This window comes from Nocardiopsis deserti (genome assembly GCF_008638355.1).
Classification (GTDB): Bacteria; Actinomycetota; Actinomycetes; order Streptosporangiales; family Streptosporangiaceae; genus Nocardiopsis; species Nocardiopsis alborubida.
The window spans coordinates 1-11,664 of record NZ_VWVS01000029.1; the positions used below are offsets into that span (position 1 = coordinate 1).

At 73.5% G+C, this 11,664-nt stretch carries 14 protein-coding genes; 9 read left to right on the top strand and 5 right to left on the bottom strand.

Features of this window, described 5'->3' with window-relative positions; all coding sequences use genetic code 11:
- The coding region (locus FYW99_RS29515; RefSeq protein ID WP_150255476.1) for an ABC transporter ATP-binding protein at window positions 1-290 on the top strand (290 nt) is incomplete at its 5' end.
- Between the two features lie 380 nt (window positions 291-670).
- Here FYW99_RS29515 and FYW99_RS29520 read toward each other — a convergent pair.
- The gene (locus FYW99_RS29520) at window positions 671-1,303 is read right to left on the bottom strand and encodes a TetR/AcrR family transcriptional regulator (RefSeq protein WP_190394859.1); all 633 of its coding nucleotides are present in this window, start codon (window positions 1,301-1,303) and stop codon (window positions 671-673) included.
- Window positions 1,304-1,426: 123 nt separating this feature from the next.
- On the opposite strand from FYW99_RS29520, the gene FYW99_RS29525 reads away from it, so the two are divergent.
- From FYW99_RS29525 to FYW99_RS29550, 6 genes are all read left to right on the top strand, one after another.
- Window positions 1,427-2,149, top strand: a complete 723-nt coding sequence (locus tag FYW99_RS29525) for a YqeB family protein (protein ID WP_150255480.1) — start codon at window positions 1,427-1,429, stop codon at window positions 2,147-2,149.
- 118 nt (window positions 2,150-2,267) lie between these two features.
- Window positions 2,268-2,432, top strand: a complete 165-nt coding sequence (gene rpmG / locus FYW99_RS29530; protein ID WP_013152592.1) for a 50S ribosomal protein L33 — start codon at window positions 2,268-2,270, stop codon at window positions 2,430-2,432.
- Window positions 2,433-2,476: 44 nt separating this feature from the next.
- Window positions 2,477-2,725, top strand: coding sequence for a type B 50S ribosomal protein L31 (locus FYW99_RS29535; protein ID WP_061078686.1), 249 nt, complete (start codon window positions 2,477-2,479; stop codon window positions 2,723-2,725).
- A 66-nt stretch (window positions 2,726-2,791) separates the two neighbouring features.
- Window positions 2,792-2,962: a 50S ribosomal protein L32 gene (gene rpmF, locus FYW99_RS29540; protein WP_047870212.1), complete on the top strand. Its 171-nt coding sequence runs from the start codon at window positions 2,792-2,794 to the stop codon at window positions 2,960-2,962.
- Window positions 2,963-3,031: 69 nt separating this feature from the next.
- Window positions 3,032-3,697, top strand: coding sequence for a TetR/AcrR family transcriptional regulator (locus FYW99_RS29545; RefSeq protein WP_150255483.1), 666 nt, complete (start codon window positions 3,032-3,034; stop codon window positions 3,695-3,697).
- A 184-nt stretch (window positions 3,698-3,881) separates the two neighbouring features.
- Complete coding sequence (locus FYW99_RS29550) at window positions 3,882-6,299, top strand: lysylphosphatidylglycerol synthase transmembrane domain-containing protein (RefSeq protein WP_190394862.1); 2,418 nt, start codon at window positions 3,882-3,884, stop codon at window positions 6,297-6,299.
- Between the two features lie 14 nt (window positions 6,300-6,313).
- Here the strand turns inward: FYW99_RS29550 and FYW99_RS29555 are convergent, their stop codons facing one another.
- Window positions 6,314-6,772 carry a hypothetical protein gene (locus FYW99_RS29555; RefSeq protein WP_150255485.1) on the bottom strand — a complete coding sequence of 153 codons (459 nt, stop codon included), beginning with the start codon at window positions 6,770-6,772 and terminating at the stop codon, window positions 6,314-6,316.
- Between the two features lie 159 nt (window positions 6,773-6,931).
- Here FYW99_RS29555 and FYW99_RS29560 point away from each other — a divergent pair, with 159 nt between their 5' ends.
- The gene (locus FYW99_RS29560; RefSeq protein ID WP_150255487.1) at window positions 6,932-7,687 is read left to right on the top strand and encodes a class I SAM-dependent methyltransferase; all 756 of its coding nucleotides are present in this window, start codon (window positions 6,932-6,934) and stop codon (window positions 7,685-7,687) included.
- Between the two features lie 19 nt (window positions 7,688-7,706).
- Here the strand turns inward: FYW99_RS29560 and FYW99_RS29565 are convergent, their stop codons facing one another.
- The 3 genes from FYW99_RS29565 to FYW99_RS29575 all read right to left on the bottom strand — a co-directional run bounded on the left by FYW99_RS29565 (window position 7,707) and on the right by FYW99_RS29575 (window position 10,941).
- Entirely contained in the window at window positions 7,707-8,981 is a 1,275-nt protein-coding gene (locus FYW99_RS29565; RefSeq protein WP_150255489.1) for an MFS transporter, read from the bottom strand.
- A 234-nt stretch (window positions 8,982-9,215) separates the two neighbouring features.
- Window positions 9,216-9,680 carry a MarR family winged helix-turn-helix transcriptional regulator gene (locus tag FYW99_RS29570; RefSeq protein WP_150255491.1) on the bottom strand — a complete coding sequence of 155 codons (465 nt, stop codon included), beginning with the start codon at window positions 9,678-9,680 and terminating at the stop codon, window positions 9,216-9,218.
- Between the two features lie 226 nt (window positions 9,681-9,906).
- Window positions 9,907-10,941, bottom strand: a complete 1,035-nt coding sequence (locus FYW99_RS29575; protein ID WP_150255494.1) for an NAD(P)/FAD-dependent oxidoreductase — start codon at window positions 10,939-10,941, stop codon at window positions 9,907-9,909.
- Between the two features lie 65 nt (window positions 10,942-11,006).
- Between FYW99_RS29575 and FYW99_RS29580 the strand changes: the two genes are divergently transcribed.
- Window positions 11,007-11,615: a helix-turn-helix domain-containing protein gene (locus FYW99_RS29580; protein ID WP_150255497.1), complete on the top strand. Its 609-nt coding sequence runs from the start codon at window positions 11,007-11,009 to the stop codon at window positions 11,613-11,615.
- Window positions 11,616-11,664: the final 49 nt, after the last annotated feature.

An 11,664-nucleotide genomic window follows, 5' to 3' on the forward strand; every position in this document is an offset into this window, starting at 1 on the left:
CGCAGGATCAGGTGCTGCGGTTGTTGTCGGAGTTGCAGGACGACTTCGGGTTGACCTACATCTTCGTGGCCCATGATCTGGCGGTGGTGCGTCAGGTGAGTGATCGGGTCGCGGTGATGCGTGCGGGCGAGGTGGTGGAGATGGGTGACAGCGACGCGGTGTACGAGAACCCCACCAGCGACTACACCCGCCAGCTGCTGACGGCCGCACCGGTCCTGGACCCCGACGAGGCCCGCCGCCTGCGCGCCGGGCGCGTGGAGAAGCGCGCCGAGGGCAAGGTCGTCGCCTGACGGTCCTGACGGTCCTGACGGTCCTGACGGTCCTGACGGTCCTGACGGACCGGTCGCCGACCGGATAAAGACCGACCCAACGCCGGTGCCGCCGCGCAACCCCGCGGCGGCACCGGCGTTTCGCGTGCGGAGGGAGCCACGGGCTCCGGCTCCCGGGGCGCCGGACACGAGCCGGAGCGAAGGACCCCGCAGCACCTAGACAGTGTTTTTTGGGACCTCCGCTTCGCTTCGGCCCGTGTTCGGGCGCCCGAAGCACGGGAACCTTCGGTGTCTCCGGCGGGTTCGCTCGTTCCTCACGAACCCGCCTCCACCACCTCCAGAACCCTGTGGGCGCCCGAACCAACCCCCCCACAAGCTGAGGCCGGTTCAAAAAACAGACCCTAGTCCGAGGGTCCGCGTCCGGTCGCCGCCGCGGAGAACAGGCGGGCCAGCTCCCGGGCGTAGTCCTCGTGCTCCTCGACCGGTCTGCGCCGCAGCCGGCCCGGAACCGCGTTCAGGGCGGCGAAGAGGGCGTCGGTGAACACCTCCGTGTCGAAGGCGCGGAACTCCCCGTGGCCCTGCCCCTCGGTGAGGAAGCCGACCAGTTCGGCGCGCCCGGCCTCCTGGCCCCGCGCGATCCACTCGCGGACGGAGGCGGGCACGTCCGCGCCGCTGATCTCCTGGCGGACGGCCACCTCCTGTGGATGGCGCGAGCAGTGCATGACGTGGCCGGTGACGATGCGCAGCAGGGCGTCCTCGAACCCCGCCAGCGGTTCGGGCCCACCCTCCATCGCCCGGTCCAGGCGTGCGTTGACGTACTCCAGCACCTGCCGGAGCAGCCGTTCCTTCGTCCTGAAGTGGTACGTGATCAGGCCGGGGCTGACCGAGGCCCGTGCGGCGATGCGCACGAAGGACGCCCGCGCGTACCCCTCCTCGGCGATGGTCTCGACCGCCGCCCGCACGATCTGTCCGCGGCGCGCCTCCTCGATGAAGGAGCGCCTGGTCTCCCCGTCCCCACTGTCGACTGGTTGCATGTACAGAATCCTATATGCTCAACTAGGAAGGAGTTGACCACCACGGAGGACGCGTCGGGGAGGTAGTCGGGGGCGGTCTCGCCACCGCTCCGGCCGCGGCCGCCACCAGGGAGAGGACTTCCCGTGACCGACACCAGCCGACCGCCGTCCGTCGTCCGTGAGCACGGGGCGACCCACGTGCTGTTGTGGACCCTCTTCCCCCTGCTCGGCGTCGGGCTGGGCTGGGTGCTGTCCCGGGTGCCGGGCTGGCTCACCCTCCTGCCGGAGTGGGTCCACCAGCTCCCGCTGGTCCCGGGGCAGGAGCAGGTCGCCCTCCTGGCGCGCCTGGACGGGCCGGTCCTCACAGCCGTCCTGGTGGTCCTCGGGGTCCTCGCTGGCGGCTTCGTCGCGCTCGCGTCCTATGACGACATGGTCGCCGTCGAGGCGGGCGGGGACGGGGTGCGCGTCATCCGGTCCGGCCGGAACACGGAGTTCGCCCGCGAGCGGGTGGGTGCGGTCTTCGTCGACGGCCGCGATCTGGTCCTGCTCGGCACGGACACCTCCGAGCTCGCCCGCGAGCGCACCGACCACAGCGCCGAGCGGCTCCGCGCCGCGTTCGAGGCGCAGGGCTACCCCTGGCGGGACGGCGATCCCTACGCGGACCGGTTCCGGCGCTGGGTCGACGGAATGCCGGGTCTGGAGCAGCACGCCCAGGCGGTCCTGCGGGCCCGCCGTGAGGCGCTGAGGGCGAAGGACGCCGACGACAGCGCCGAGCTGCGCGCCGAACTCGCCGGTCTGGGCGTGGTCGTGCGCGACGAGGGGGACCGCCAGTACTGGCGTCCGGTCCGCGGCGGATCCGGCGGCTGAGCCCCGCCGAGGCGGCCTGGGCGGGGGTCGTCCACAGGCGGAAGGCGGCCTGGCCGAATCGGGAATGAAAACGGTTATCATTGACTTGTAACGCGTGGGAACACCCGAGGAGGCATCCATGGCACGCAACGAGATCCGGCCGATCATCAAGCTCAAGTCGACCGCGGGGACGGGCTTCACCTACGTCACCCGCAAGAACCGGCGCAACACGCCCGACCGGCTCACCCTGAAGAAGTACGACCCGCGTGTCCGCCGCCACGTCGAGTTCCGCGAGGAGCGCTGAGCGGGCGGGCCACTCCGACCAACGACCACCCCAAGGGGGCACACATGAAGCAGGGAATCCACCCCGACTACCAGCCGGTCGTCTTCCGCGACCGCGCGGCCGACTTCTCCTTCCTCACCAGGTCCACCGCCACCAGCGACAAGACCATCGAGTGGAGCGACGGCCGTACCTACCCGCTGATCGACGTCGAGATCTCCAGCGCCAGCCACCCCTTCTACACGGGCAACGCCCGCGTGGTGGACACGGCGGGCCGCGTGGAGCGCTTCCAGCGCCGTTACCAGCGCAGGGGCTGACCGACAGAACGCGAGGCGGGGCCCGGCGCCCCGCCCCCGAACCACCCGAGAAGAAGGCAGGACCCGATGGCCGTACCCAAGCGCAGGATGTCGCGGTCCAACACCCGCACGCGCCGTTCCCAGTGGAAGGCCGCCACCCCTGACCTGGCGCGCGTCCACATCCGCGGCCGCGAGTACCTCGTGCCGCGCAACCTCGTGCGCGCCTACGAGCGCGGACTGCTCGCGCCGCCCGAGTAGGCGGCCCCGGCACAGCCCGCCCCGCCCCGGCCCCCGGGCGGGGCGCCCGGCCGCCGTAAGGTGGTGGGCATGCCAGCCCGAACGCCCCGTACCGCGCCCGGCGGCGACGCCCCGAGCCTGCGCGCCGACGCGCTGCACAACCGCCACCGCATCGTCGAGGCGGCCCGCGCGGCCTTCTCCGAACGCGGGATCGACGTGCCGATGTCCGCCATCGCCCGCCGCGCCGGGGTGGGGATCGCCACCCTCTACCGCCGCTTCCCCACCCGCGAGTCCCTGGTCACCGAGGTGTTCGCCGACCAACTGTCGGACTGCGCCTCCCACGTCGACGACGCCCTCGCCGACCCGGACCCCTGGCGGGGCTTCTGCACGGCCGTCGAGCGGGTGTGCGAGATGCAGGCCGCCGACCGTGGCTTCACCGGCGCGTTCCTCACCGCCTTTCCCGGCGCGGTCCCCTTCGAGGAGAAGCGCGAGCGCGCCGAACGCGGCCTCACCGAGCTCATCCGCCGGGCGAAGGCGGCCGGGCGGCTGCGCCCCGACTTCGCGCTGGAGGACCTCACGCTGCTGATCCTGGCCAACTGCGGGGCCGCCTCCGGCCCGCCCGAGGCGGCCGCCGCCTCCTCGCGCCGCCTGGTGGCCTACCTCCTCCAGTCCTTCGAGAACACGGGGGAGCCCCGCCCACTGCCCGCTGTCCCGCGGATCGGCCTGGACCAGATCCCCGACCTCGCCACGGGTTGAGCGCGGCCGGTCCCGCGAAACGCACCGCCCCTGGTACCCGGCCCCCGCGGAGTCGGGCAGTCTTGGGAGTGTGACAACGCGAACCGACGAGACCCCCGCGCCGGACCCCCGGACACCGCGAGCCCCGCGCAGACCCGTCGACCTCCTCACGGGAGTGGTCGGCCTGCTCGTGGTGGTGGCGATCATGATCGCCGTTCGCGTGGTCACCGACGGTGTGGAGGGGACCGACCCCGACCGGCTCCGCGCGCTGCTGCCCACCGGCCTGCTCCTGCTCGTCGCCGCGGGCGCCAACCTCCTGCTGATCGTCCTCGTCAGCTACGTCGTCCTGCGCACGCTGTTCACCGGGCGGCGGCGCTCCCTGGTCCGGCCGGTCGCCGCCGGGATCGCCGCGTACACCCTCGCCTCGCTGATCAACGCCAGCCTCTTCGCGCTGATCGGCCCGGAGCGGTTCCCCGACGCGCTCGCTCCCGACGACGTCTTCACCAGTGCCACCCTCGGCTACGTGGCAGCCGTCCTGGCCTTCGTCCGCACCATGCCCACCGGGCTGCCGCGGGTCCGTTCGATCCTGTGGGCGGGCAACACCACCGTCGCGGTCTGCGCCCTGCTGGCCGGGGTCACCAGCGTCCTCGCCCTGGTCCTGACCGTCCTGGTCGGCCTCACCTGCGCCTCCCTGGTCCGGTACGCGCTGGGGGAGAGGCCGCCGCCGCAGACCGACAACGGCCTGGACGCCGAGCTGCGCAGGTTCGGGCTGGCCGCCACCGGCGTCTCCCGCGCGGACGACGACGAGGAGGGCAACCCCCGCCACCTGGCCGAACTCGACGACGGCCGCCGGGTGGAGCTGGTCGTGCTCAGTTCCGAGAACACCGCCGGGTTCTGGCGGCGCCTGCTCGGCCTGCTGTTCCTGCGCGGCCCCGTGGCCCCCCGGATGCTCTACGGCGTCCGCCGCCGCGCCGAGCACGCCGCGCTGATGAGCTTCTCGGCCCGGCAGGCGGGGGCCGCCGTCCCCCGCGTCCTGGCCGTCGGCGAACTCGGGCCCGGCACCGTCCTGCTGGTCCGCGAGCTGCCCGACTTCCGCGCGCTGGACGCACTCGACGACGAGGAGCTCACCGACGAGCTGATCGACCTGTGCTGGCGCGAACTCGGACTGCTGCACCGCCACCGGCTCGTCCACGGCAACGTCAACGGCGCCACCGTCGGGGTCCTGGGCCGCCCTTCGGGCACAGTCGACCTCTCCGGCGCAGAGGACCCATCCGTCCCAACAGGCACCTTCGCACTGGAGGACACAGTCGCCAGCCCGGCAGGCACCTCCGACCCGGTCGACACCTCCGAGACCACAGCCCCGACCGTCCCGGCGGGTCCCCGGGAGGCGGCGGTCCTCCTCACCGGCCTGGACCGCGGCGGCGTGGCCGCCCCCCAGCTCCAGGTCGCCCTGGACCAGGCCGCCATGCTCACCCTGCTGGCCATGCGGGTGGGGAGCGGGCGCGCCGTGGACTCGGCGGTGCGCGCGCTGGGCGTGACCGCCACGGCCGCGGTCCTGCCCTTCCTGCAACCCCCCGGCCTGCCCTACACGCTGCGCAGAGCCCTGCGCGGGGACCGCGGACTCCTGGCCAGGCTGCGCGAGCGCGTGGTGCGCATCGCCCCGGAGGCGCCCTCCGAACCCGCCCGCCTGGAGCGGATGCGTCCGCGCACCGTGGTCAGCGTCATCGTCGCCACCGTCGTCGGCCTGGTGCTGCTGTACCAGCTCACCGGTGTGGACTTCACCGCCATCGGCCGGGCCGACCTCGGGTGGACGCTGGCCGCGTTCGTCGCGTCGGTGGTGTGCACGCTCTCCGCCGCGATGATCCTCATCGGCTTCGTGCCCGCGCCGCTGCCGTGGTGGCGCACCGTCATGGTCCAGTACGCCGGGTCGTTCGTGCGCATCGCCGCCCCCGCCGGGCTGGGGTCGCTCGCGATCAACACCCGGTTCGCCACCAGGCAGGGGGTCCCGACCTCCCTGGCCCTGTCCGCGGTGGGCCTCACCCAGCTGGTCGGTTTCCTGGTGCACGTGCCGCTGCTGCTGGTGTGCGCCTACCTCACCGGAACCTCGTACTGGACCGGGTTCACACCCTCCCCGACCGTCGTCGTGATCAGCATCGCCGGGACGGCCGTGGTGGGGGTGGTCCTGCTGCTGCCCCGGCTGCGGCACGCCCTCAGCGCCCGGATCCGGCCCTACCTGCGCGGGGTGCTGCCGCGGTTGCTGGACATGCTCCAGAGCCCGTCCAGCCTGCTGCTGGGCTTCGGCGGGACGCTGCTGATCACCGCGGCGTTCGTGCTGTGCCTGCAGTTCTCGGTCCTGGCCTTCGCCGATCCGGGCGCCCGGGTGAGCCTGGTGGCGGTCGCGGTGGTGTTCCTGGCGGGCAACGCGATCGGCTCGGCCGCGCCCACGCCCGGAGGCCTGGGCGCGGTGGAGGCCGCCCTGATCGGCGGTCTGACCACGGTGGCGGGCGTCCCCGCCGCCGTCGCGCTGCCCGCGGTGCTGCTGTTCCGGCTGCTGACCTTCTGGCTGCCGGTCCTGCCGGGCTGGGGGGCCTTCTCCTACCTCCAGCGCCGCGAGGCCATCTGAGCGGGGTCCGCGTGTCAGGAGACGCTGGAGCGGTCGGGCACGAGCTTGCCGATCCCCCAGGCGATCAGACCGGTGACGGCGCCGACGGCCGCCCCGGTGAACAGGCTGCTCACCACCGAGAAGCCGCGGATGATGATCGCGTGCGCGGCGGGCGGCAGGTCGCTGAGGTTGCCGCCGAGCGTCGGGGGGTCCCCCTCCCAGGCGGTGTTCCACAGCAGCTGGTGCCCCAGGGCGAGGAGGACGCCGTAGAGCAGTCCGACCACCAGCAGGGTCGGGAACGGCTTCGGCGCCCGGGTCAGGACGGCCACCACCACCCACACGAGCAGGGGGACGAACACGAACAGGGCGTTGACGAGCGTTCCCTCCTGGATGATGTCGAGGTCGTGCAGGATCACGCGGGGCGCCGCGAGCAGGGCCAGCACGATCATGACGGTCCATGACAGGCCGAGAGCGGAGCGTTTCTGTTCGGTCATGGCCACGAGCCTAGGGAGACCGCCGCCCCGCGACATCCGCGTTCGGTATCGACCGTGTACGCCCGTGGTCGACTCCGATGCCGCGCTCCGTCGTTATTCGGTTGAACCCGCTGCGCCGGGTGCGCACAATGGCCGGGCGACCACGAGAGGACGGGGCCCGTGCGCGACTTCGACGACCTGGTGGAGGAGGCCGCGCGGCGACCGACCTCCGGGTGGGACTTCCGGTTCCTGGACGGGAGGATGACCGAGGACCCGCTGCCCTGGTCCTACGAGGAGCGCGCCGGACAGCTCGTGCGCGCCGCGCGGGCGCCCGTCCTGGACCTGGGTACCGGGGGCGGTGAGTTCCTCTCCTCCCTGGCCCCGCTGCCGCCCGGTTCCCGGGCCACCGAGGGCTGGCCGCCGAACGTCCCCGTCGCGCGCCGCAGGCTCGCGGCCCTGGCGGTGGACGTGGTCGAGCCTGGCCCCGACGGGAGTCTGCCCCTGCCCTCCGGAGCGTTCGGCGCGGTGCTCGACCGCCACGAGGCCTACGACCCCGCCGAGGTCGGGCGGGTCCTGACCTCCGGCGGCGTCTTCGTCACCCAGCAGGTCGGCAGTGATGACGGGCGCGAACTCAGCGCCCTCCTGGAGGGGCCGCCCCCGGACCGGGACGCGAACTGGGACCTCGACGCGGCGGTCGCGGGTCTGGAGGGAGCGGGACTGGCCGTCACCCGCGCTCGTCAGGCCCGGACCCTGCGCCGCTTCCACGACGTCGGCGCGCTCGTGTTCTACCTGCGCATGGTTCCGTGGCAGGTGCCGGGCTTCGACGCGCGCTGGCCCCACCGCGGTCCGCTGCTGCGGCTCCACCGGACCATGGTGCGTGGGAGGCCGCTCACGTGCACGGTGCACCGCTTCCTCGTCGAGGCGGCCAGGCGCTGACCGTGCCGCGGACCGGCGCTCAATCTCCCGTGGTGATCGCCCCGGCCCCGGCCCGCGCGGACTCGGGGCCGTCGTCGACCCTGCGCAGCGCCCTGCGGCCCACGAGCACGATCCCCGCGGCCAGCGCCACCGATCCCGCCGCCGCGTACATCGGCGCGCCGGGGGACAGGGCTGCGGCGAGCGCGGAGGCGGCCGGGGGAGCGGCGGCGCCGCCGAGGAAGCGCACCGCCGAGTAGGCCGAGGACGCCACCGAGCGCGGCAGGTCGCTGGCCTCCATCACGCACTCGGTCAGCACCGTGTTGAGCACGCCCAGCAGCAGGCCGCCCAGTACGATGCTGGTGATCAGTCCCGCCGTGGAGGAGATGAGCGCGCCCGCGGCGACCAGGTCCGCGGCCAGCAGGAGCAGCGTGGTCCACAGCACCCGCGTGCGCGGCCACCGCCGGGTGAGCACCGGGGCCACGAAGACCGAGGTCACGGCGACCGCCAGGCCCCAGCCGAAGAAGGTGAACCCCAGGCCCATCTCGTCCAGCCCCAGCGGGAAGGGCGTGTAGGCCAGCAGGGCGAAGAACCCGACGTTGTAGAACAGCGCGGTCAGCGCCAGCACCAGGATGCCCGGGACGCGCAGCGCCGCGAACGGGGCCGACAGCGGCACCGGCGCGGTCCGCTCCGTGGCCTCGTTCCTGAGCAGGACCGCGATCGCGACGAACCCGACCGCCATCAGCGCGGCGGTGCCGAAGAAGGGGCCGCGCCAGCTCACGCTGCCGAGCAGCCCGCCCAGGAGCGGGCCCGTGGCGATGCCCAGGCCCAGCGCCGCCTCGTAGAGCACGATCGCGGACGAGGCGCCGCCGCTGGCCGCGCCGACGATGGTGGCCAGGGCGGTGGAGATGAAGAACGCGTTGCCCAGTCCCCACCCGGCCCGGAAGCCGATGACGGACTCGACGCTGCCGCTGGTCCCGGCCGCGGCCGCGAAGACCACGATCAGCGCCAGGCCGACCAGCAGGGTGCGCTTGGCGCCCAGGCGGCTCGACACCCAGCTGGTGACGAGCATGGCCAGGCCGGTGACCAGCAGGTAGCTGGTGAACAGCAGCGAGGTCTGGGTCTGCGTGGCCTCCAGGCTGCGGGAGATCGCGGGCAGGATCGGGTCGACCAGGCCGATGCCCATGAAGGCGATCACGCACGCGAACGCCACGGCCCACACGGCGCGCGGCTGCCGGAGGATGGACCCCTCCGGCGCGTGTCCCTGGTCCGCGCCTCCGGGCGGCGCTGTACGCGGGGTGTCGGTCTCCGCCACCATGTTCTGTTGCTCCCTGTCGTCGCCGATGGTGGGAGGACGGCGGCCGGTACGGTCGGGGCCCTCATTCGCATAGGTAACCTATGTTAATCCCCGCGCATTCCCATCCGGCACACGGCGGCCGCGGGTGGGGGGAGATCCGGATCACCGGAACCGCGGAGGGCTCGCGGGCGGTACGCGACGGGGGCGGCGGGCGTGCGGAACCGATGGCCGGGCTCCGGGGGCGGAACCGGTGGCTCAGGCCCCGCCGCGGCGCAGCCGCTCGTCCAGCAGCCGCACCGAGTCCGACAGCAGCGCCCGCTCACGCGCGGACAGGTCGGAGAACAGCGGCTCCAGCGCGTCGCCGATCCGGGACCGCCAGTCCTCCAGCGCCGCCGCGCCGGCCAGGGTCAGCTCGTGCAGTTGGGCCCGCCGGTCGTCGGGGTCGGGGTGGCGCGCCACGTACCCGGAGGAGAGCAGCGACTCCACGATCACCGTCATGGTCGGCTGCCTGACCCGGCAGTGCTCGGCCAGGACGCCCAGTCGCAGCGGCCCCTTCTCCTGGAGCACGCTCAGCGCGCGCCACGTCGCCGGGGACGTGCGCTCGCCGGTCTCGTGCGCGGCGTAGCGCCCGATCCGCTGGCTGATGTTGAGGAGGCGGACCAGGAGGTGGGCGACCTCGGGGCCTCGGTCGTCTCCGGCGTCCTCGTTGTCGTGGTGCACGCCGCCAGGCTAGGGCATCCTCCGCGAACACGCGGTCCGCCGTGGGGCGGGCGGTGTCCACGCGCCCCGCCGGGCGGCGTACCCCCGCGGCGCGGCGCACCGCGGGGGAACGCGGGTCAGGGGCGCCCGCGGGTCCGCGCCACGCAGTCGCGCGGGGCGGTCTCGCGGTCACCGCGCACGGTGGCCGTGTCCACATCCTCGGACACGCCGTCCCCTTTCCCGAGGCTCACAGGCCGTGGCTGCGCTCGCCCGTCACCAGTTCGCTCACACGCGCCTCAGAGCCGGCCGAGAAGGCGTCCCGGTGGGCGGCGACCGCCCGGCGGGTGTCCTCGTTGACCAGGTCGGCGTTGATCTGGGCCCCGGCGGCCGCGCCCGACGCCGCCGAGGCGCCGACCTGGGCGGTCAGGTCGGTGACGTTGCCCGCGGCCCACACCCCGGGCACGTCGGTGCGGCCGCCCTCGTCGGTGGGGACGTACTCGCCGACCCCCATCGGGTGTTCCTGGGTCCGCAGGCCGAGCGTCTCCAGGAAGGAGGCGCGCGCCACCATCCGCGTTCCGAGGGCCACCACCTCCCGGCCGACCACCGTGCCGTCCGCCAGCCGCAGTCCCGTGATCCGGCCGTCGGCGGTCTCCAGGGAGGCCACCGGTCCCTCCACCACGCGGATGCCGCGGGCGGCCAGCTTCTCCGCGTCCTCCTCGCCCGGCGAGGGCATGGTGTGGGCGAAGAGCGTGACGTCCTCGCTCCACTGACGGAACAGCAGCGCCTGGTGCACCGCCATCGGCCCGCTGGCCAGCACGCCGATGGCCCGGTCGCGCACCTCCCAGCCGTGGCAGTACGGGCAGTGCACCACACCCGCGCCCCACTGCTCCCGCACGCCCGCCACGTCCGGCAGTTCGTCCACCAGTCCGGTGGTCACCAGGACCCGACGCGCGCGCACGCTCCGGCCGTCGACCAGCTCCACCCGGAACCCGCCGCCGTCGCGGGTCACCGAGGCGACCTCCCCGGTCGCCACGTGGCCGCCGTAGCCGCGCACCTCCGCCCGGCCCCGCTCCAGCAGCTCGGCCGGGGACATGCCCTCCCGGGCCAGCAGCCCGTGCACGCCCGAGGCGGGTGCGTTGCGCGGGGCGCCCGCGTCGACCACCGCCACCGAGCGCCGCGCCCGGGCCAGCATGAGGGCCCCGTTCAGCCCGGCGGCGCCACCGCCGACCACCACCGCGTCGTAGCCGCTCTCCAACTGATCGTTCACAGCGATCACCTCCATGCCCCCACCATGCGACCCCTCGCCGGTTCACGCAATCTTCGTTGCCGGTATGGCAAAATGGCGGCATGGAAGACGATCTCGACCACGCGCTCGACGCGGTCGGACCCCGGCTGCGCGCGCTGCGCAAGCAGAAGGAGACCACGCTGTCCGACCTGTCGGCGGTGACCGGCATCTCGGTGAGCACCCTGTCCCGGCTGGAGTCGGGTTCTCGTCGTCCCACCCTCGAACTGCTGTTTCCGCTGGCCAGGGCGTACGGTGTCACCCTCGACGAACTCGTGGACGCGCCACCCACCGGCGATCCGCGCATCCACCTGCGGCCGGTCACCCGCCACGGCATGACCATGCTGCCCCTGACCCGCCGTCCCGGCGGCATCCAGGCGTACAAGCTGGTGATCCCGGCCAGCGACCGTCCGAGTGAACCCGACCCGCAGACCCACGAGGGCTACGAGTGGCTCTACGTCCTCAACGGGCGGCTGCGGGTCATCCTGGGCGAGCACGACCTGGTGCTCGCTCCGGGCGAGGCGGCCGAGTTCGACACCCGCGTGCCGCACTGGTTCGGCTCCGCCGACAACGGGGCGGTCGAGTTCCTCAGCCTGTTCGGCAGACAGGGTGAGCGCGCGCACCTGCGCGCCCGTCCCAAGGCGGAGAGTCCGTCCGAGAGCGCTGACCCGTGACCGGCAGGGCCCTCTTCGCCGTGATCTTGTACCTGTAGCGAGTCCCGGA